We start from the raw sequence: 18,977 nt of genomic DNA on the forward strand, positions 1-18,977 counted from the left end.
GGATCATCGTCAAGGCGACACCTACCGCAGCGACAGTCCAAAGAGTGACGCTCCAACAAGACTTCTGCACGTTTTCGTCCATAAAATCCCTACACTTGTTCTCAGACGCCAGTCCCCTGCAAATTGAAATATGGCGCCATTGGGGCGAGGAGGTAAACGATCCCTTACCATTTCGCAAGCGCAAAAAAGGAGCAGCTGCCCCCTGAATTTTGCAGATCAGAAAACCTTTCATTTTTTCAGCCGCTTATGCTTTTTTAAAAATGCTCTGTTTCCAAAAGAAAGTCATTGCATGCACGCACTTTCGTACCTGGACCTTGCCGCGGCCGCGTGGTTTCTTGTCGCCTGGTTCGGCTTCAGCCTGATTGTCGACATCAGTCCCCTGCGCACCAGAACCCTGTCGGCCGTGATGGACGAGTACCGCCGCAGCTGGATGATCGCCATGAGCAAGCGCGAGGTTCGCATCATGGACACTTCCATCATGACCGGACTGCAGCAGGGAACAGCCTTTTTCGCGTCTACAGCGCTCCTCGCGATTGGAGGCGGTTTTGCCCTTTTGGAAGCGACCGATCGCATCGTTCAGATTACAGGCGATTTATCGATACCGGTCGAAAGCAGCCGTGCGCTGTGGGAAATCAAGGTCCTGGGGCTGATGCTCATATTCGCCTACAGCTTCTTCAAATTCGGCTGGGCCTACCGGCTCTTCAACTATGCAAGCATTGTCATGGGCGCCGTTCCGGAGAAGGGTAACGCGGGTGAAAACGAAATTCGGCAAATGGCCGTTCAGGCCGGAGACCTGAATGTATTGGCCGGCCGTCATTTCAATCGCGGCCAAAGAGCCCTGTTCTTTGCAATCGGATTTCTTGGCTGGTTCGCGGGCCCGTTCGTCTTTGCCGTCACCACGCTGGCCGTGCTTCTGGTATTGCTGCGTCGTCAGTTCGTGTCCCGTGCCAGGGTTGCCGTGTTGTCAGGGCAGTATCCCAGCTTGTCCCCCCTGAGCAAATCAGGCGAGTAGACCGAAACCGGATCGTCAAAGCCCTTGACCTGATAGCGACCGAACAGGCCCGACCGGCAGCCCATGATGTCTGACAACGCGTCGGAGACGAGAACTTCACGATGAAGGTCCTTGGCAAGCTCCGCAATTCGGGCTGCCAGATTGACGACCGGACCGACCACCGTGAAATCGAGCCGTGTTTCACTGCCGACATTGCCATAAAAGACATCACCGGCATGCAGTGCAATTCCAACGCTCAAGTCTGGGGTCTGGGCACATTTGTTAGACCGGTTTATCTCGTCAATCCGGCCAAGCGTGTCGCGCGCTGCAAGCAGAGCACGCCTGGCGGCATCACGAGCTTCCTCTTCGGTCTCGTAGGGAAAGATTGCCATGACTTCATCGCCGATGAACTTGAGCACTTCTCCACCATGCGCTTCGACAGCGGCAGTCATGGCACCAAAATACTTGTTCAGGAAATTCACGATCATGTCGGCAGGAAGCGTGTTGGACAATCGCGTGAAACCGCGAATATCGGCAAAGCTTACGACGGCCTTGATCCACTCTCCCTGTCCGCGTCGCGTTGTTCCGTCGAGAACCTTCGACCCCGCACGCGGACCGACATAGGTATCCAGAACCGTTTCCGCGGTTCTTCGGAGCGTTTTCAGTTCACACACCAGTGCAAGCGGACGGATAAGGGATTCAAAAACGCTTATGTGTCCGGACCTGAAGCCGCCCGGCGCCTTGGTCGCAAAGCTTGCGACCTTGACTGATCCGTCCGAAAACGGCATCGGCAACGCGATATAGTCCGTGTACCCTTCCTCGCGGAGGTCAATCGCGACCGGAAACTCTTCTGCGTCCTCGGGACGCTCCGAAATCCGGACCCTCACGGCCTGATTGGTTTGGTGAACGCGTTGGATCGGACTGCTCTGATAGTCTTCGTCCGAGCTGTTGTCGGCAGTATAGAGCCGAAGCTCCTTGGTACCGTCACTGGCCCAGACCGAAGCCTCAGCCCTCACGTTGGGGTGCACCACCCATATTCCGGTGGTCGCCCTGTCGACCGGCACATTCCCGTCGCGCAGGCGCGCAGCCATTTCACTTACAATTTCCAGCGTATCATTGAGATACGACGCATCACTATAGAGCCACTGTACGACGTCTGCCGCGACTATCGGCGCTTCAAGGACCATCTGCCCACGTCCTTTTTGTTCCCTGAGACACCCATCATATGGTGCATTGCGGCGGACAGTAAAAGAGGTGATTTTCAACCAGTGTTAACGGTCCGGGCAATCTTTAGGATTTTGGTTCTGGAAAAAGTGACGCACTGCGCCCCGTCAACCGGTAGACAACAAGCCCAATCCACTCCCTGAATGCCAGATCAAACCGTCTCAACCCTTTCGAAACGCCTGAAAATCCAAGCATTCTGTCCGCTTCTCCACGAGTTCTGTAGTCGACTGGATAGGCAGTCAGGCCGGTCCAGCCTGCTCTTTCGAATACACCCATTGCTCTTGGCATATGATAGGCGGACGTTACCAGAAGCCAGCTTTGTTCAGGTTGGGGATCGACAAGCACCTTTGTTAGTACGGCGTTTTCCCAGGTATTTCTGGACTCGTCCTCCAATATGATTCTGTCCGCCGGAATACCAAAGTCCTCGAACAATCTGGCAGCCCCTTCTGCTTCGGTCGCCTGTGATGCGACGATGAAGCCCTGCCCCCCGGTATGAATCACGACGGCTTTCGGAATCTGGGAAGCCAACCGCGCAGTAATGGTGATTCTCTCGCCGGACGTCGTCAGGGCCGTATCCCCGCGTGCTCCGGTGACAATGGTATCGACGGCGCCACCCAACACTATGATTCCATCAAATCCCTCAACGCTCGCAGGCCGTGGAAACCGCTCTTCGAGCGGCAGGATGATCCAGTTGGCCACCGGGGAAATTCCGCACACAGCCAACGCTACAACACCGAACCACGCCAGGCGGATACCGGTTTTTCGTCGGATGCCAAGTGCGGCAACTGACAATCCGAGCAATGCAAGTACGATGAAAAAGTTGGAAGGCTGGATAAAAAAGTAACCGACTTTTGCAAGATAAAAAAACATGAAATTAGCTCACGGCGTTCATTTTTCAGCAAAAATATGAGTATCTTGAAGTAGACGATTTTATGGCCAAATTGTCCACGGAAACAGAACTTCCAAAAAAAAGTTTTCCAACAAAGACTTCAAGGAAATAATTTCCCCAAGTGCAAATTCACACTTATCAATATTAAAAATAATACATAATTTTTCGCGATATGCTCACTTTTATTCGAGATTTCGACGACCACATTACCGAAACAAATCTGTAATTCGAACGTAACAATATGCGGCGATGCTACCGCCGTTTTCCCACAATCGGGTCAATCCGGCGGAGGATAAACACTCATTTTTGCTGTGAGTTATAATTGTCGGTTTTCACAAAGGTGATAACCGTGATCAAGGTCACAGGGGCGTGAACGGAACTGCGGCATTCTGTGTTCATCGTTGAAAGGCACAGTCGAGGGTATCCAAATGACACTCTATATGAAACTCGGTGGACGCGAAGCGGTCGTCAGATCAATGCCACGCTTGCAGGCGCGGCTGGAGCAGGACCCCTGTTTCGATGTCACAATGTTCCGTCAGGAGTTTGAGCACTCCGACGACCTGACCGAATTCCTGATCTTTCTTGCCGGTGGAGCCCCGTTCTACGATGGCAAGCCGGTTTGTGAACTCCTGTCACCCATCTGTACTTGCACGGATGTGTACGAGCGTTTTGTCGACCACCTGGTCGTCGTGTTTTTTGCCGGCAGCAGAAATGAAAATGATGAAGCCGAGTTCCGCAGTTTGATGGACGCCTTGCAGCCCCAGGTTCTGGATCCGAGGCCTGTCGACCCGATCATGGTCTATTCAGTTGAGCAGGAACTCATCAGCGCCTAACAGCGCGCGGTAGTATCTCGTAACAAAAACGCCGGCGATCCAGCGCCGGCGTTTTGTTCTCGAAATGGACGATTGTCAGCCCAGTTCTTCGACACTCGTAACGACTTTGCCCACAAGGCCGTATTCGATGCCTTCTTCCGGGCTCATCCAGTAGTCGCGGTCCGTATCTTTTTCAATTCGTTCAATCGGTTGACCGGTCGCATCGGCGAAAATCTTGTTGAGTCGATCCCGCATCTTGATGATTTCCTTGGCCTGGATCTCGATATCCGTTGCCATGCCGCCGGCTCCACCGGACGGTTGATGCAGGAGGAAGCGGGTATTGGGTGTGCAGAACCGCTTGTCCTTGGGAACTGACACGTAGATCAATGCACCGGCACTTGCCACCCATCCCATGCCGAGAATGCGCACTTCGGGTGCGATGAACTTGATCGTGTCATGGATCATGTCACCTGATTCAACGTGCCCGCCCGGAGAAGAAACGATCACCGTGATCGGATCATTGGAGACCTGTGCAAGGGCCAGAAGGCGCGCACAAACATCGCGCGCCATGTCCTGGCTCACAGGTCCGGTAATCAGAACAGTTCGCGCTTCAAACAGGTGCTTGTCGACCTGAATTGACGGCTGGCCCTTGGATTTGTCCTCATCGTCATCGTCGAGGCGTGCTGGCACCGGGGTCGAATAGTTTTTCATGCGCAGGATTAAGCTCCCTTGGCTGTTGCACCGGCCGGGCCGGCTGATTGAAGGGCTGGCGAAAAGACAAACGCCATGCCTGTTTGGTCCATGTGTAAGCGAAGTGGCGGTTCCTCGCAAACCTTGAAAATCTGAATAGCGCGATAAGAGTTATCAAATCGGGAACAAGGGTCCATGCGCGCCGGTTATTCTTCGTGCCGGGGGGTGTCCGGAAAAGAAGCACCCTTGCGTCCGACAACGAAATGCCACACCAGCATCACGGCAAACGGAAGCGACGGCCACACGAACCAGAGGGTCGAAAGACCCGACGTCAGAAGGTTCAGGACGAAAAACAATCCGATCATGAAAACGCACGTTCTCACGCGTCGAGGCTGCGCACGCAACCACCGTCGCGCCTGTTCAAACCCATTCGCAACGGCGCGGGTGTCATTGTCCCAGCTCGCCGGGCCGGCTGCGTCATGCCCAGCATCGCCGCTCTCACCCCCACCGTCTGTTTCACCAGGAGTTTCTGCCGGCGCGTTTCGGCCTCCCAGCCTGACGGAGTAGGTTTCAACGGGATCGCTGACATTTTTCACCTTCTGCGGACCAAGCGGATCAAAACCGAGTGCAACCTTCGCTTTGACCTGATCATAGACAGATTGCGACAGCATGATCCCGCCACGCGGGGCGAGTTCCTGAAGTCGCGCGGCAACATTCACACCATCACCATAAATGTCATCGCCTTCGACCATGATGTCGCCGAGATTGATTCCAATGCGAAAATCCATCCTGTTGAGGTCCGGAAGATCCGCGTTGCGAAGCGACAGTTCATTTTGAATATCGACCGCACACTGAACCGCTTCAATCACCGAAACGAATTCGATGATGACGGCATCACCCCAGGTATTGACGATCCGGCCGTTGTGTCTGTCTGTTAGCGCGGACATGACATCCCGGTAAGCTTTCAGCCGGTCCAGTGTCCCGTCTTCGTCCCGCTCCATCAACTTGGAATACTGTGCAACATCCGCGCACATGATGGCCGACAGACGTCGCTTGACCCGTTGCATGCTTAAAACCCCTGACTGCTCATGCTTAGGAATGGGAAGCCAGAGGACAAATTGCAAGAGAAAAACCGGAACTCGGGCCGATCGTGCGCAAAGACCTATTTGTCCATGTCTGCAATGTTTCGCAAGGCCTGAAGCGCCTCATCGGCCCTTTCCGCGGGCACGAAAACATGGTCGTGGAAAAATGCGGCGACCACGTTGGCTGAAATCCCTTCTTGCGCAAGCGCGCCGGCAACCGCAGCCGTCAGGCCGACCGCCTCCAGTGAAGAGTGCACGGTTAACGTGATCCGCCGAAACCATTCGGCATCCGCAAGTCCCAATTCGTGTGCCCTTTCAACGGGCAGGATCGCGGTCGTTCCTTCTGTCTCGGCAAAGAGGGCGACCGGTGCATATTCAGCCAGGTCTTCAAATGTCCTGTTGGCAAACGTACAAAAAACATACGGCTCCGGATCAAGCATCGGCCGCATGTGAGATATCAGGATTTTCAGATCTGTTTCGCCGGTCATGATTGGACTATCGCCTTGATGTTCTGTCAGTTTTCGCGTTTCGTCACAGCCAGCGCCATGTTGCAGAGCATCTCGAACATGATGGAGACCCCAAGAAACGCGGTGCCACCACTTTGATCGAATGGCGGTGAAACTTCGACCAGATCCGCTCCCACGATATTCACGCCATCCAGCATGCGAGCGACCTGAATTGACTGATAGGAATTCGGTCCACCCACTTCGGGCGTGCCGGTTCCGGGCGCAAAGGCCGGATCGACAAAATCAATGTCATAGGAAACATATGTCTCGCCGTCTCCCGCGATTTCCCTGGCTTCAGCCATGACATCCTCCGCACCGCGCTCATGAAATTCCTCGATCGGAATGACCCTGATGCCGACGCTCTTCGCAAAGTCACGGTCTTCGAAGTCATAGGCGGTACCACGAATGCCGATCTGAACAACGCGGGCGGGATCGAGCAATCCTTCTTCGACGGCCCGCCTGAATGGTGTGCCGTGCGTGTATTGCATGCCGCCGAAATAACTGTTGAACAGATCGGTGTGGCTGTCGAAGTGAATCATTCCCAGCGGCTTTGTCTTTGCGAGCGAGCGGAGAATCGGCAGCGAACACAAATGATCTCCACCTGCGGACAGTGGAACTATACCGGCTGCGACGATTTCGTCATAGAACGCCGTCATGCGATCAAGGCTGTCATCGACACTTGCCGGGTTTGGACCGACATCGCCCAGGTCGGCGCAATTGACGAGTTCAAACGGTCTTACCCCGGTCGCTCCGTTCTGGGCGCGAATCATTGTCGAAGCGTCCCTCAGCTGCCGTGGGCCGTGACGCGGACCTGGCCTGTTCGTTGTCCCGCCATCCCATGGCGTCCCGATCAGGCCGATCTGCACCTTTGAAATCCTCGGATCGTCCAACCCGACATGCGGCAATCGCATGAAGGTTGGTACTCCTGCAAAGCGCGGTAATTCAAACCCGGAAACCGGATGAAAAAACGGATCTGTCATGCAAGCCACCTTTAGACTGCGCCGCCGGGATCATTCGGCTCGGTTCTCTATTACTGTCAGAAAATGGCAAGCCTTCAACAAAAACCGGCTTACCAGGGAATGACAGCGCCCCGATGATCGAAAAACTGACCCGACTGTTCCGGTGAAAGTCCATCGATGACCGACAGGAGGCTCTGCGAAGCAGCCTCCGGCTCCTGAACTTCAAGACCAGTCTTGGAGAAGCCGTCCGTCAGAGATGTGCGAACAGTTCCCGGATGCAAGGCAACGCAAATGGCGTTGGGCTTCTTTCGCGCCAGTTCCACCGCTGCGGTTCGAACGATCTGATTGAGCGCCGCCTTGGCAGCACGATAGGCATACCAGCCACCTGCCCTGTTGTCGGTGATCGATCCCACTCGCGCCGACAAAGTAACAAAAACACTTCTGTCCTCCTTCGGGAGGATCGGGAGAAAATGTTTCATGAGCAGCGCGGGACCGATCGCGTTGATCGCAAATGACCTTGCAAAATTGGCCGGATCAATCTCGCGCATGCTTTTCTCCGGACGCACTCCCTCGGGCGTCAGCGCACCCGTCGCATCGAAAACCAGTCCGACTGAGCCTGAAATTGATCTGGCACGGTTGGCGCATGCCTCGACGGATGCTTCATCGAGCAGATCAAGGCCGGGAACCGTCGAGCGGCTGAAACCGATCACCTCATCATACTGCTCGGAGCGATCCAGGGATCGCATGACCGCAGAACCGATACCGCCTGTGGAACCTAGGACCAGGGCAATTCTTGAAGACATGTCTGTTCCCGAAAACCAACTTCTGTCAGTACGATCAGTTCGCGCGTGGAGATCAATACATCTGAAAAAGTCACAATCTAGGCAGTAACAGTTGCCTGCCAGATGCCATCGACATATTCAGCTTCGTCATCACCCGGCCAGGGTGGCATCGAAATGCAGATGAACTTCAGGACTTCCTTGTCGTCGCTTCGGTACTGAAATGCGGTTCCGACGGGAATGTCGATCGAAACACCTGGCAAGAGATCGACAACGCTCTCGCTGTGACCGTCAGATCGCCAGATCTGTCCTTTGCCATCCAGCACATGCCAGAATTCGCTGACTGTCTTGTGCCGTGTCGCACGATTGATCTGCCCCGAGGGCACCGTCGAATGGATCATGTTGCCGGTCGGACCATCCATGATGAAGCGGATGTCGGCACCTGCAGGTGATTTCGCGTCGAATTTTTCATTCAGTCTGCTCTGCTTCACGACACACCCGCCGATCTTTCAATCTTCATTTGAAGATACCCGGAAAACCAGCCTTCATACCGCTTTTGAAGCTCGGCGATTTTCCAGTCCTTGCCGGAAATCTCGTTCCTGCACCTCGCCGACCCGCATCGGCAGATCATTGTCCAGTCATCGTCGTCGCCGGTCGCATAGTCAAAAGTCAGTTCTTCTCCGGGCTCAACAACATGCATGGCATGAAAACAGATCTGTCCCCTTATCCCGACATTGGGATCACAGGAGTGATTGAGATGCATCATCGAGCCCACTCTTTCTTCCGGCGTCAGAGGTCCGATGAAAAGATTGTCACCTATCTGAATTTCAGCAGGACCAAGCGTCTCTGCCAGCCTATCGCGGGCAACGCGGTCAAAAATGTGCCCACCCTTCACGACAACCAGTTCACCTTCGTTGATCTTCTCCTTTGCAAAAAGTCCTGTACCATCCAGTGGACTGGTCCGTTTTTCCACTTTTTGCGAAAACCAGCTCGCTCCCATCGTTTCCTCTGCCCGATGCTCCGGTAAAATCCGGCTTGTTTTCACATCATGTGGTTTTGTTGAAGATCTCCCGCCCGATCAGCATCCGGCGGATTTCCGACGTCCCTGCCCCAATCTCGTAAAGCTTGGCATCGCGTAAGAGACGTCCCGTGGGGTATTCGTTGATATAGCCGTTGCCGCCGAGAAGCTGGATGGCGTCGAGCGCGACCTTCGTTGCATTTTCCGCAGCATAGAGAATAGCCCCCGCAGCGTCCTCTCGCGTTGTTTCTCCTCGGTCACAAGCTTTTGCAACCGCATACACATAGGACTTGGTGGCGTTCATCGTGACATACATGTCCGCAACCTTGCCCTGCACGAGTTGGAAGGTTCCTATCGGCTGCCCGAATTGCTCGCGTTCATGCACGTAAGGAACAACAACATCCATGGCCGCCTGCATGATGCCGACGGATCCGGCTGCGAGCACGGCGCGTTCATAGTCGAGACCCGACATCAGGACGTTGACACCCTTGCCCACTTCTCCAAGAACGTTTTCTTCCGGCACTTCGCAGTCCTGGAAAACCAGTTCACCGGTATCGGAGCCACGCATGCCCAGCTTGTCGAGCTTTTGCGCAACGGAAAATCCGGGAAAGTCCTTTTCGACCAGAAATGCGGTAATTCCCTTCGGGCCCGCATCCGGGTCGGTCTTGGCGTAGATGATCAGCGTGTCTGCGGTGGGACCGTTGGTAATCCACATCTTGGTACCGTTGAGAACGTAGCGGTCGCCTTTCCTTTCGGCGCGCAGCTTCATCGACACGACATCGGATCCAGCCCCTGGTTCTGACATGGCCAGGGCACCGAGATGTTCGCCGGTGATCAGCTTTTCCAGATACCGTTTTTTCTGGTCTTCGCGCCCCCAGCGTCGCAGCTGGTTGACGCAAAGATTGGAATGGGCGCCATAGCTCAGTCCGACCGAGGCCGACGCACGGCTGACTTCCTCCATCGCGATGCAATGCTCCAGATATCCGAGTCCGGAGCCACCCCATTCTTCCTCAACGGTTATGCCGTGCAGGCCGAGTTCACCCATTTCCGGCCAGATTTCCCTCGGGAACCAGTCCTCGCGGTCTATCTTTTCGGCGAGCGGTGCAATCCGGTCCTGACTGAAGGAACGAACCGTGTCTCGAAGCATGTCGGCGGTTTCGCCCAGGTCGAAATTGAAACCGGGAAAATCGTTGCGAATCATAATCTTACCTCCCGACGCACCTGTCCTCAGGAACGTACGTAGCGAATGTAGTCACTCAGCTCGCCGATTCGATCGTAGAGCATCTGAGCGCGTTTGTTGTCTTGATTTGTGTGCCAGTAGACCTTGTCGTTTGCGCCAGGCTCCAGATCCGCTGCAGTGTAGACGGCCTCGATGAGTTTTCGGCCGGCACCGCCCCCTCTGACCTCCGGGCTCACGTAGAGGTCCTCAAGGTAGCAGACCTGATCCAGTGACCAGGAACTGTCATGAAACAGGAAGTGGACAAAACCGACGATCCGGTCCTGCTTCTCCGCGACAAAAGCACTATGGGACCCGGCTGAAAGCAGCCGCTCGAACAGGCCGTCGGTCACCTCTTGCGAGAGATCCTGCTGATAGAATTCCAGGTAGCTTGCCCAGTGTTGCTGCCACGCCGACTTGTCTGTCCGCGCCAGTTTTCGAACCAAGATGTCAGACATCGATCAATCCTTTACGCCGGAAACGCTCACCAATGTGAACAGGCCGGTTGCCACATGAACCTGCAGACCGTCGTCCAGCCCGTAGACATCTGCCTTGGCAATGGTCAGCGTCTTGCCCGGCTTGACAACACGCCCCCTGGCCAGAAGGACTGGCTGGTTCGCCGGGTTCAGCAGGTTGATCTTGTATTCGCTGGTGAGAACACCGAAGTCCGCAGCGAACAGGGAAAGCGCAGCATAACCGGCAGCGCTGTCGGCAATCGAAGATGTTGCCCCGGCGTGGAAAAAACCGTGCTGTTGTGTCAGTTCCCGGCGCATCTTCAGTTCAATATCAACGGCACCGGGTGCAAGATGCACCAGTTCCGCACCCAGATGCGTCATGAAGTCCTGAGCAGCGAAACTGTTCCTGACGCGGGTGTTCCAGACAGGGTCTCTGGGGTTGAGATCCATCACTCGGTCTCCACATGCATCTTGGTATGCAGTTCGCTCATGCGCGCCTTCGCACCGCTTTCAACCTCGTCGAGTTCGAGCAAGGTGAGCTCGATGTCCCGCTGTTTTTCGAGCAGTTCCTCTCGACGCGCGGCGATTCTCTCAAGCAGCAGTCGCAATTGTCCGGTTTCACCCGGTGAGCTGCCGTACATCTCGATCATTTCCTTGATTTCATTCAGGGAAAAACCGAGCCGTTTGCCACGCAAGATGAGTTTGATGCGCGTCCTGTCCCCTGGCGTATACAGACGCTGTCTGCCACGTCGCTGAGGTAACACCAGGCCCTGCGCCTCGTAGAAACGCAGGGTACGCGTCGTGATGTCGAATTCCTGTGTCAGCTGGGTTATCGTGAAATAGCGCTGCATGCCCGCTCCTTGTTGCCGGCACATTTCAGTCTTTTTACGTTAAAGTCAATAGATCAATTTTTTTCTATTATATTCAATAATTTAACTTCTATGATCGCAGTTCATCGATGGTCAAGTCAGCATTCAGCACATTCATATCGACATTGCCTGAAATGCCTTCAATCGTTCCGCTGTCCTGATACTGCCAGAGGATCCAGTCCTTGGTGTAGGAGGGCGAGTGCCAGATCGAGCGGGTCCACAAACGCCGGTTCAGACCCTGTCCCTTGAGATAGGTCCTGAAAAACTCCTCCGGCGCATAAAAAATGACCTGTTTTCCTGCCGACCTCTCAACCAGGGTAACGAAATCCGAGATCTCCTGAAGAACCTCGTCTACCGGCGGGCGCTTGGTGCAGTTTCCCGTAAATTCAAGATCCAGGACCGGCGCCAGCATCTGTGGGTCATCCGGCAGCACGCTCAGAAAGTTTTCCGCCTGTTCCTGCCCCGGCTTGCACAGGCTGAAATAATGATAGGCACCTCTGGCCAGTCCGGCCGCTCCGGCACCAGCCCAGTTCTGCACAAACGCACTGTCCTTGAAGTCACCACCTTCGCTGGCCTTCATGTAGACGAAGGCGACATCGTCAGCAGAAACCTTGTTCCAGTCGATTTTACCGAGATGATGTGAAACGTCGATGCCGCGTTTCGGAAATTCGTCCCGGTCCGGTTCCCAGTTCATGAAAAAAAACGCTGCTCCTGCGATCGAAATAACGCCTCCGACCACAACGTAGAACACCGTGCGAAAAATTGCCTGCAAGAACTTCATATTGCCACCCACACCCTAGGCGACACGAACTTGCCGGAAATTTCTTAAAATTCACGATAGAAAATTCGGCCAGAGCGGCGGTGCAGCCAATTCAAGGATGTTGCCGTCGGGATCCTTGAAATAAAGGCTCGTTCCACCGGTAGGCCAGACGACTTCGCTGATGACCGAAACGTCATGATGCTTCAGGTATTCGCGCCAGGCCTGTAACTCATCCGTCGATATATGAAACGCAAAATGACCATGCCCGGCCGTATCGTGCCCGGGGACGACCCCACCCGGCGTCGCAACATCTTCCCCGGTATGGCCGCGATGAAAGACGAGCAACGTCTGGGCCGGGCCTGCGTTATAGGCAAAGAGCCTGTCACCGGCCACCATACGTTCCAGGCCCAGGACATTGCTGTAAAAAGTATGTGCGGCTTCCATGTCATCAACATAGACGGCGGTTTCCAGAATGCCGGCAATGGCAGGCGGTTTGCGGGTCATGGTGTCCGTTCGATCTTTCGTGCTGTTTCGACACTATCATGTCGCGCCTGGTCTCCTCGGATCAACGGAGAACTTGGCTCAACGCCCCGCGGATATGCGGGACGTTGTCGAATACCCGTCATTCGGGAGAGCCGTTACACGACTGTCAGTTTGACATTGATGTTGTTGCGGGTCGCATTCGAATACGGACAGACCTGATGCGCCTTGGCAACAAGGTCCTCTTTCACCTGACCGTCCAGACCCGGAAGTGAAATTTCAAGCGCAACTTCCAGACCGAAACCGCCCTCGGATCGCGGTCCGATACCAACCGTCGAAGTTATTGATGTGCCGGCTGGTATTGCGACACCTTCCTGTCCGCCGACGAATTTCAACGCGCCGATGAAGCAGGCCGCATAACCGGCCGCAAACAACTCCTCGGGATTGTTGCCGGCGCCGCCGGCACCACCGAGTTCCTTTGGAGTCGTCAGATCCACCTTGAACGATCCGCTCAGGGTTTCGGCCTTTCCGTCTCGCCCGCCCGTGGCCCGCGCCCGGGTCTCATAGAGAACTTCCACCGTCATCTCGTTTCTCCTTATCAGTCTGAAAAACAGACATTTTTTATCAGAATATTTTCAACTTATATCGTGCACGATATATTTTACACACATATACTGGGGCTGCGATAGCGTCAACATGTTGCGACCATATCGCGCACGACTTATAAGTTTTGAATGAGTGAGACGACAGATCAGATGTCTCTGTTGGACGCGATCGGTATTTCCGCGCCCGAAGAGACCAAAAAACCCAAAAATGACACGTCTGAAAAAGCGAAAGCATCTTCAGGACAGCCATCGCGCAAGCGACCCGTGCGCACGAAAACCTCCAGGAAATCCGGTGCTGATCCGGACCCCATTGAAGAGGTCCAGGAGAACGCGTCGGGGAAAACTGAACGAGCCGACGGAACGGTTTCTTCAGCTGTTGACGACGGCATTCCGGATGCAACGGCGCCATTGCCGCTGGATCGGTATCTTTGTTTCGCCCTTTACTCGGCGAACCATGCCATGCACGGCGTCTACAAGGGATTGCTGAAGGAGATTGGGCTCACCTACCCCCAATTCCTTGCCATGACCGTGCTTTGGGAAACCAACAACGTGCCGGTAGGAAAAATCACCACCAAACTGCAACTGGATACCAATACGCTGACACCATTGCTGAAGCGACTGGAAGCTATGGGTCTGGTGACGCGGACGCGCAACACGAAGGACGAGCGCCAGGTCATTCTCAAACTCACCCGCAAGGGTCGGGCACTTCAGAAAAAAACCGAGCATTTCGGCACTTGCGTCCTCTCGTCCACGGGGACCAGCATGGAAGAGGTCATGGATCTGCAAGGCAGGATCATGAAGCTGCGAGACAATCTGCGAGCAGCCGGATCGAGCTGACGGAAATCAGGTTCGGGAGACTAGAACGGTAACCCGAACCAGAGCGCTGCAATCCCCAGAAATGCAAAAAAACCGACGACATCGGTGACCGTCGTGACGAATACGCTCGAAGCAATCGCAGGATCGACGTTCAGCCGGTCAAGCGCAATCGGGATCAGCAGGCCGGAAAACCCGGCAAAAAGCATGTTGATGATGATTGAGCCGGCAATCACCACACCGAGACCAGGACTTGCAAACCAGAGCCAGGCGGTTATGCCGATCAACAGCGCCAGGGCGACACCGTTCACCGCACTCACCAGGATTTCACGGTTGAGGACGCGCAAAAGGTTCCGGGCGCCCAATTCCTGTGTCGCGATGCCGCGCACGGCCACCGTCATTGTCTGGGTTCCGGCATTCCCGCCCATGGACGCCACGATAGGCATCAGAACCGCGAGGGCGACCATCGCCTCGATCGTGTCCTCAAAAAGTGCGATCACGACAGATGCGAGAATCGCTGTTCCCAGATTGACCACCAGCCACGCAAGACGCGAGCGCGCAATCGTAACGACCGTGTCGGAAATCTCTTCATCGCCCACCCCGGCCAGGGCACGCAGGTCCTCTTCCGCCTCTTCCTGAATCACGTCGACGATATCGTCAACGGTCAGAACACCGACCAGGCGTTCGTTTTCGTCAACCACAGCAGAGGAGACCAGATTGTAGCGCTCGAATCGTCGGGCGACCTCTTCCTGGTCCTCCGTTGCCAGCACCGCCTGCCGCGTCTCCTCCATGATCGAGGTGACCTTTTCGGCACGTTTGGTCCTCAGGATCTTGTCCAGGTGAACAGACCCCAGCAACTTGAAGGCCGGATCCAGGACATAGATTTCGTAGAAGCTGTCCGGAAGGTCCCGAGCTTCCCGCATGTAGTCGATGGTCTGTCCGACGGTCCAGAACGGCGCAACGGCGATGAATTCGCTCTGCATGCGCCGGCCGGCGCTTTCTTCGGGATAATCAAGTGCTTTCTTGAGCTGCGCACGGTCGGCATACGGCAGTTCTTCCAGGATTGCCGCCTGATCGTCTTCATCCAGGTCTTCCAGAATGTAGACGGCATCGTCGGAATCAAGGTCTTCCAGACCTTCTGCAATGACCTCGTTGGGCAGGTCTTCCAGAACCTGTAGGCGAACGGCTTCGTCGGTCTCAGTCAGCGCCGTATAGTCGAACTCGTCCCCCAGCAATCGGATGAAGGCGGCGCGTTCATCGGCATTGAGTGTTTCCAGAAGGTCGCCGGTGTCAGCCTCGTGCAGATCGCCGGCAAGCTCTTTCAGCGCACCCCTGTCATCTCCTCCGATCGCCGCCTCAACAGCAGCGATGAAGTCCGGATTGAGATGCTCGTCCTCGTCGCGCACGGGGATTACGGGTTCCGGAGAAGGCGTGACGTCAAGCTCGGCCGCTTCGCTCATCCATTGCCTCCCTCGATCTGAATTACCCGTTGCTGCTGTCCAGAACTAGCCTTTACCGGTACAAAGCGCCACAGCAAATGCGGCACCGGTCCACAGGCGCTCTCCGTTTTGGCCGGAGCGACTTTTGAGCAGTTATTCAAAGCGGTCTGAATAGTTCAATATCCGGCGCAAGACTTGCTGCGCGCTGCGTTCCTGAGCTGTGTCAGATAGTCCTGCGTCTTCTTCGGCAAGATGGCTTCGCTGGACGAAATGCAGCGATCCGCCCGACTGAAGGCCCGTTTCGCGCGCGTGCTCTTCAGGCACACCCTGCCCTCAGCCAGTGTCTTTTGCTCGACATACCAAAGTTGCTGACAGGTCATCGCACCGAACCGGCCGGGATCGGTAGCAAAGGCCTGTGACGAGACTGGCGCAAGCAGAACAAAATGAGCCAGACCAATTGTGAAGAGCAAGCCGGAAGCGGTACGTCTTGATGAGGAGAAGACTCTGGTGGGCATCATTGGCCTGACTTGTTACAAAATTCTTCAAGCTTGATTGACGGCAATTGTCGGGAAACAACTCTGTTTTTCCAAGGGCACTGAAACTCCAAACACGGAGAGAGAGCGCTCACCGGAAAATCACTCCCAGCGACCCAATAGCTCCGCATGAGGCACAAAATGTGACGCATATGCATCAGCACGTGCTTGCAGGAGAATTCTGCGCCCTTCTTTCGACCTGACCGAAACAAGATCGGCGGACGAAACAAGATCAGTCCAGCGTTCCAGAAACACCTCCGCAAACGCCCTCTTTCTGGCGATCCTGTCCGGAACCGGGTGGTAGTCGACTGTCTTCTGGCCGAAGAGGCCGACACGGCGAACGATCATGTATTTTGGATTTTCAATTGGCCCCAGCAATTGCTTCATGGCGTCCAGAAACAAGGCACATTCCTTGGCATCAGCGCCCTCGACCGTACAAAAATAGTCACCATGATGCGCTCTGACGCTGAGCTTCAGTTTCTCCTGAGGCGTCTTGATGTCGCCGGTGTGGATCATCGTCTCCAGGACGGCCTGACCCAGTTGTGCCAGGTTTCCGCGCAGGGTTCTGTTTTGAATGGTCAGGCGAACCGTGCGCAAAGGGTTGCCTCCCATTTTCAGCACCAGGAAAAACACCACGACAAAAGCCAGACCCAGGAATGCGGTGAAACCTGGTGGTTGATCCTTGTGTGGCAAAATCGCGAGAAATACCGCTCCTAGAAGTGTCCCCAATCCAAGCGATCCGATGTTGCTCCGGTAGACCCAGGTCTGAGGAGCCCTGCGCACTGTTACCATGCGTTTCAGGAGGGCTTTGTCTCCAAAGTTCTCCAGAGCCTTGTGCCATCGCTCATAAAGCAGGTCCCGGTTCGCGCATCTGGTAAATGCCCCCGCATTCTGCTGGTCCGGGGTCTCGCTGGTCCAGCCGGATGCGGGAAAAGCCATGCGGCCCATGCCCGTTTCAATGTAGGGCGGATCTGCAACACTCAGTCCCTCGAATGCCCGGAACCGGCGACACAGATCATCCCAATCATCACCCAGCAGCCTGCTCAGGTAGCCAGGAGTGGGTGTCGTCGTTTTGAGCGGGTTGAGGGAACGGATGTCTCTCTGCACACCATCCAGTGAAAATTGCTTTTCTAGGCTGTTCACGCACGCCAGATGCCAGATGTTCGCGGTCTTGTTCGGCTTGTCAGGGTCAATCCGGATTGCCCGTCCCCGCATCTGGTTGGACAGCATGAACGAGCCGACCGTGGTGGCAAGCACCAGACTGTTGATGCAAGGCGCATCCCATCCCTCACCCAAGAGTGCCTGTGTTCCGACGAGGATCGTAACGCCCCCCTTTTCAAAAACCTCGGTCACAAGGTGAACGATTTCGTGTCGGAAACGCGATTTCAGATCGATCTCGGCGTAGTCAGCATCGTGTGGCAAGGATCGGAGTTTGAAATCCTGTTTTCGAATACCCTTCTGGGCCGCAGCGGTCTCAAACAATGGAACGGCGTCGACAGGCAAAATCACCAGGGAGCCGGTGAGCAATCCGACCTTGTAGATATAGTCGCCCTTCTCCCGAAGCATCTCGAAAAGCGGAACCGCTCCGATCTTTACCGGTTCATAATGGTGTTGTCCCGGCGACGGTGCCAGATCGCGGTAAATGTAGTCCGTGAGCACCACCATGCGCAGCGCTTGCCCGAGACCGGAGCTTTCCGCTGCGACAATGGATTGAATGCTCTGGATCTTGCCGAGACTGTTTCTCAGGCACCGATCGATTTCCTCCACCTGGGCCAGCATGGGTTTTCCGCGCCGCAACGCTCCGAAGGATCGAAGGTCCTTCAGGATCTTCTGCCTTAACCCATTGTCTTCGAACCACTTTGACGCGTCCCCGGACGTAATGCCGGTGACCAGAGTTTCCAGAAACTGGCGATCCAGTGCAGGCAGATCCTTGTTGGCTGTTGCAAACAACGCAAGCGCGTCCCCGGGAACAGGTCTTCCTGCTGCCTTCAGAAACACCAGTGCTGCAATAAAGAAGGCGGAATTCGAAAAAATCTCGTCTTCGTGTTCGAAAGGCGCTGAAAACCAGGGAATGTTTTCAAGGCACGAAAGAAATGTCACATCCTTCAACAGCGCATGCGCAAAGGCATTCAGGCTGTTCCAGAATGCGTCGATGAAGTCCGTTTCGGAGGAAGTCGGTGAGGACAGGCAAATGAGGTCCTGATGCGGACAAAGATCACCGGCCCTGACCAGTTCGGGAACCGAAATCTCGCAATCGATTGGACCGCACAGATCTTCATAATTTGCCCATTCCGAAGCGCTGACGTCGTAGGGAGGCGTGGCTGTCAGGGCAACCGTTGTCACATCACTCGACAATGCATTCTTCAGATCGACAAGAGATCTCTGCCAGTCCTTGCGCAGGTGATGCGCCTCATCGAAGATCAGGGTGCCAACGCCGGCATCCTTGAAGTGACTGACCAGATCCAGGTTCGCGGTATCAACCGCCTCGCCGGTTTCTTCATCGACCGCACCGGCAAGCGCGGCATGAAACCCCTGATAGGTCGTGATGGTGAGCAACTTCGGCCGCCTGACATCCAATGAGATCCAGCTCTGGTCCGCCCCGTCCTCAAGAAACAGGTCCACAAGTCGGTTTTTCCATTGGTTCCGGATCGCAAGTGACGGCGCAAAGACAATTGCAGGCTTTGCAAGCCTGCGCATGACTTCCAGTCCGAGGACGGTTTTGCCGGACCCCGGCGCGGCAACAACATGAAGCTGCGCGTCATCGAGATGGGACGTCAGCTCATCAAGAACTCTTTGCTGATAGGTCCGCCAGGGATGTTTGAAATCAAGGTTCTTCAACGCCTACCCGGACATTTTT

At 55.1% G+C, this 18,977-nt stretch carries 22 protein-coding genes; 3 read left to right on the forward strand and 19 right to left on the reverse strand.

Annotated elements, in window-relative coordinates:
* Positions 1-289 precede the first annotated feature (289 nt).
* On the forward strand, positions 290-1,012 hold the full coding sequence (locus ACO6TI_RS22465; protein WP_055115810.1) for a DUF599 domain-containing protein: 723 nt from the start codon (positions 290-292) through the stop codon (positions 1,010-1,012).
* On the opposite strand, the gene ACO6TI_RS22470 is transcribed toward ACO6TI_RS22465, so the two are convergent.
* Together ACO6TI_RS22470 and ACO6TI_RS22475 are read right to left on the reverse strand one after the other, a co-directional pair.
* A complete protein-coding gene (locus tag ACO6TI_RS22470) occupies positions 931-2,178 on the reverse strand; it encodes an adenylate/guanylate cyclase domain-containing protein (protein ID WP_422383417.1) in 1,248 nt (415 codons plus the stop codon). The two genes, ACO6TI_RS22465 and ACO6TI_RS22470, sit on opposite strands and share 82 nt — an antisense overlap.
* A gap of 103 nt (positions 2,179-2,281) precedes the next feature.
* Entirely contained in the window at positions 2,282-3,085 is an 804-nt protein-coding gene (locus ACO6TI_RS22475; RefSeq protein ID WP_055115814.1) for a YdcF family protein, read from the reverse strand.
* A gap of 447 nt (positions 3,086-3,532) precedes the next feature.
* On the opposite strand from ACO6TI_RS22475, the gene ACO6TI_RS22480 reads away from it, so the two are divergent.
* Complete coding sequence (locus ACO6TI_RS22480) at positions 3,533-3,937, forward strand: Clp protease ClpP (RefSeq protein WP_055115816.1); 405 nt, start codon at positions 3,533-3,535, stop codon at positions 3,935-3,937.
* Between the two features lie 75 nt (positions 3,938-4,012).
* Here the strand turns inward: ACO6TI_RS22480 and ACO6TI_RS22485 are convergent, their stop codons facing one another.
* From ACO6TI_RS22485 to ACO6TI_RS22550, 14 genes are all read right to left on the reverse strand, one after another.
* Positions 4,013-4,627 carry an ATP-dependent Clp protease proteolytic subunit gene (locus ACO6TI_RS22485; RefSeq protein ID WP_055115818.1) on the reverse strand — a complete coding sequence of 205 codons (615 nt, stop codon included), beginning with the start codon at positions 4,625-4,627 and terminating at the stop codon, positions 4,013-4,015.
* 185 nt (positions 4,628-4,812) lie between these two features.
* Positions 4,813-5,673, reverse strand: a complete 861-nt coding sequence (locus ACO6TI_RS22490; RefSeq protein ID WP_422383418.1) for an adenylate/guanylate cyclase domain-containing protein — start codon at positions 5,671-5,673, stop codon at positions 4,813-4,815.
* 95 nt (positions 5,674-5,768) lie between these two features.
* Complete coding sequence (locus ACO6TI_RS22495; RefSeq protein ID WP_422383419.1) at positions 5,769-6,176, reverse strand: ACT domain-containing protein; 408 nt, start codon at positions 6,174-6,176, stop codon at positions 5,769-5,771.
* Positions 6,177-6,202: 26 nt separating this feature from the next.
* On the reverse strand, positions 6,203-7,174 hold the full coding sequence (gene speB, locus ACO6TI_RS22500; RefSeq protein WP_055115824.1) for an agmatinase: 972 nt from the start codon (positions 7,172-7,174) through the stop codon (positions 6,203-6,205).
* An 89-nt stretch (positions 7,175-7,263) separates the two neighbouring features.
* Complete coding sequence (locus ACO6TI_RS22505; RefSeq protein WP_196918135.1) at positions 7,264-7,956, reverse strand: SDR family oxidoreductase; 693 nt, start codon at positions 7,954-7,956, stop codon at positions 7,264-7,266.
* A 77-nt stretch (positions 7,957-8,033) separates the two neighbouring features.
* Positions 8,034-8,423 carry a cupin domain-containing protein gene (locus ACO6TI_RS22510; protein WP_108876052.1) on the reverse strand — a complete coding sequence of 130 codons (390 nt, stop codon included), beginning with the start codon at positions 8,421-8,423 and terminating at the stop codon, positions 8,034-8,036.
* On the reverse strand, positions 8,420-8,932 hold the full coding sequence (locus tag ACO6TI_RS22515; RefSeq protein ID WP_422383420.1) for an SET domain-containing protein: 513 nt from the start codon (positions 8,930-8,932) through the stop codon (positions 8,420-8,422). The genes ACO6TI_RS22510 and ACO6TI_RS22515 overlap by 4 nt, the downstream gene beginning before the upstream one ends.
* A 46-nt stretch (positions 8,933-8,978) precedes the next feature.
* Complete coding sequence (locus tag ACO6TI_RS22520) at positions 8,979-10,151, reverse strand: isovaleryl-CoA dehydrogenase (RefSeq protein ID WP_196918133.1); 1,173 nt, start codon at positions 10,149-10,151, stop codon at positions 8,979-8,981.
* A 26-nt stretch (positions 10,152-10,177) separates the two neighbouring features.
* Positions 10,178-10,624, reverse strand: coding sequence for a GNAT family N-acetyltransferase (locus ACO6TI_RS22525; RefSeq protein WP_422383421.1), 447 nt, complete (start codon positions 10,622-10,624; stop codon positions 10,178-10,180).
* A 3-nt stretch (positions 10,625-10,627) separates the two neighbouring features.
* Entirely contained in the window at positions 10,628-11,071 is a 444-nt protein-coding gene (locus tag ACO6TI_RS22530; protein WP_422383422.1) for a PaaI family thioesterase, read from the reverse strand.
* Positions 11,071-11,472, reverse strand: a complete 402-nt coding sequence (locus ACO6TI_RS22535) for a MerR family transcriptional regulator (RefSeq protein ID WP_029061831.1) — start codon at positions 11,470-11,472, stop codon at positions 11,071-11,073. The genes ACO6TI_RS22530 and ACO6TI_RS22535 overlap by 1 nt, the downstream gene beginning before the upstream one ends.
* A gap of 88 nt (positions 11,473-11,560) precedes the next feature.
* Positions 11,561-12,271, reverse strand: a complete 711-nt coding sequence (locus ACO6TI_RS22540) for a GH25 family lysozyme (protein ID WP_104704101.1) — start codon at positions 12,269-12,271, stop codon at positions 11,561-11,563.
* A gap of 51 nt (positions 12,272-12,322) precedes the next feature.
* A complete protein-coding gene (locus ACO6TI_RS22545) occupies positions 12,323-12,754 on the reverse strand; it encodes a VOC family protein (protein ID WP_422383423.1) in 432 nt (143 codons plus the stop codon).
* Positions 12,755-12,888: 134 nt separating this feature from the next.
* Positions 12,889-13,314 (reverse strand): organic hydroperoxide resistance protein, encoded by a 426-nt coding sequence (locus ACO6TI_RS22550; protein WP_108876057.1) that lies wholly within the window; start codon positions 13,312-13,314, stop codon positions 12,889-12,891.
* Positions 13,315-13,464: 150 nt separating this feature from the next.
* Between ACO6TI_RS22550 and ACO6TI_RS22555 the strand changes: the two genes are divergently transcribed.
* On the forward strand, positions 13,465-14,172 hold the full coding sequence (locus ACO6TI_RS22555; RefSeq protein ID WP_422383424.1) for a MarR family winged helix-turn-helix transcriptional regulator: 708 nt from the start codon (positions 13,465-13,467) through the stop codon (positions 14,170-14,172).
* Positions 14,173-14,192: 20 nt separating this feature from the next.
* Here the strand turns inward: ACO6TI_RS22555 and mgtE are convergent, their stop codons facing one another.
* From mgtE to ACO6TI_RS22570, 3 genes are all read right to left on the reverse strand, one after another.
* Entirely contained in the window at positions 14,193-15,608 is a 1,416-nt protein-coding gene (mgtE, locus tag ACO6TI_RS22560; RefSeq protein WP_350184241.1) for a magnesium transporter, read from the reverse strand.
* 155 nt (positions 15,609-15,763) lie between these two features.
* Complete coding sequence (locus ACO6TI_RS22565) at positions 15,764-16,105, reverse strand: hypothetical protein (RefSeq protein WP_108876059.1); 342 nt, start codon at positions 16,103-16,105, stop codon at positions 15,764-15,766.
* Positions 16,106-16,222: 117 nt separating this feature from the next.
* Positions 16,223-18,958, reverse strand: coding sequence for a DEAD/DEAH box helicase family protein (locus ACO6TI_RS22570; RefSeq protein ID WP_422383425.1), 2,736 nt, complete (start codon positions 18,956-18,958; stop codon positions 16,223-16,225).
* Positions 18,959-18,977: the final 19 nt, after the last annotated feature.

The sequence above is a fragment of the Roseibium album genome, assembly GCF_965233825.1.
GTDB classification, from domain to species: domain Bacteria; phylum Pseudomonadota; class Alphaproteobacteria; order Rhizobiales; family Stappiaceae; genus Roseibium; species Roseibium album.

What these genes read in the sequence shown, in the direction of transcription:
- ACO6TI_RS22555 (WP_422383424.1), top strand. Translation starts at nt 13,465, where the DNA reads ATGAGTGAGACGACAGATCAGATGTCTCTGTTGGACGCGATCGGTATT.
- ACO6TI_RS22520 (WP_196918133.1), bottom strand. Translation starts at nt 10,151, where the DNA reads ATGATTCGCAACGATTTTCCCGGTTTCAATTTCGACCTGGGCGAAACC.
- mgtE (WP_350184241.1), bottom strand. Translation starts at nt 15,608, where the DNA reads ATGAGCGAAGCGGCCGAGCTTGACGTCACGCCTTCTCCGGAACCCGTA.
- ACO6TI_RS22525 (WP_422383421.1), bottom strand. Translation starts at nt 10,624, where the DNA reads ATGTCTGACATCTTGGTTCGAAAACTGGCGCGGACAGACAAGTCGGCG.
- ACO6TI_RS22550 (WP_108876057.1), bottom strand. Translation starts at nt 13,314, where the DNA reads ATGACGGTGGAAGTTCTCTATGAGACCCGGGCGCGGGCCACGGGCGGG.
- ACO6TI_RS22485 (WP_055115818.1), bottom strand. Translation starts at nt 4,627, where the DNA reads ATGAAAAACTATTCGACCCCGGTGCCAGCACGCCTCGACGATGACGAT.
- ACO6TI_RS22545 (WP_422383423.1), bottom strand. Translation starts at nt 12,754, where the DNA reads ATGACCCGCAAACCGCCTGCCATTGCCGGCATTCTGGAAACCGCCGTC.
- ACO6TI_RS22505 (WP_196918135.1), bottom strand. Translation starts at nt 7,956, where the DNA reads ATGTCTTCAAGAATTGCCCTGGTCCTAGGTTCCACAGGCGGTATCGGT.
- speB (WP_055115824.1), bottom strand. Translation starts at nt 7,174, where the DNA reads ATGACAGATCCGTTTTTTCATCCGGTTTCCGGGTTTGAATTACCGCGC.
- ACO6TI_RS22490 (WP_422383418.1), bottom strand. Translation starts at nt 5,673, where the DNA reads ATGCAACGGGTCAAGCGACGTCTGTCGGCCATCATGTGCGCGGATGTT.
- ACO6TI_RS22480 (WP_055115816.1), top strand. Translation starts at nt 3,533, where the DNA reads ATGACACTCTATATGAAACTCGGTGGACGCGAAGCGGTCGTCAGATCA.
- ACO6TI_RS22470 (WP_422383417.1), bottom strand. Translation starts at nt 2,178, where the DNA reads ATGGTCCTTGAAGCGCCGATAGTCGCGGCAGACGTCGTACAGTGGCTC.
- ACO6TI_RS22495 (WP_422383419.1), bottom strand. Translation starts at nt 6,176, where the DNA reads ATGACCGGCGAAACAGATCTGAAAATCCTGATATCTCACATGCGGCCG.
- ACO6TI_RS22465 (WP_055115810.1), top strand. Translation starts at nt 290, where the DNA reads ATGCACGCACTTTCGTACCTGGACCTTGCCGCGGCCGCGTGGTTTCTT.
- ACO6TI_RS22530 (WP_422383422.1), bottom strand. Translation starts at nt 11,071, where the DNA reads ATGGATCTCAACCCCAGAGACCCTGTCTGGAACACCCGCGTCAGGAAC.
- ACO6TI_RS22515 (WP_422383420.1), bottom strand. Translation starts at nt 8,932, where the DNA reads ATGGGAGCGAGCTGGTTTTCGCAAAAAGTGGAAAAACGGACCAGTCCA.
- ACO6TI_RS22475 (WP_055115814.1), bottom strand. Translation starts at nt 3,085, where the DNA reads ATGTTTTTTTATCTTGCAAAAGTCGGTTACTTTTTTATCCAGCCTTCC.
- ACO6TI_RS22540 (WP_104704101.1), bottom strand. Translation starts at nt 12,271, where the DNA reads ATGAAGTTCTTGCAGGCAATTTTTCGCACGGTGTTCTACGTTGTGGTC.
- ACO6TI_RS22565 (WP_108876059.1), bottom strand. Translation starts at nt 16,105, where the DNA reads ATGATGCCCACCAGAGTCTTCTCCTCATCAAGACGTACCGCTTCCGGC.
- ACO6TI_RS22535 (WP_029061831.1), bottom strand. Translation starts at nt 11,472, where the DNA reads ATGCAGCGCTATTTCACGATAACCCAGCTGACACAGGAATTCGACATC.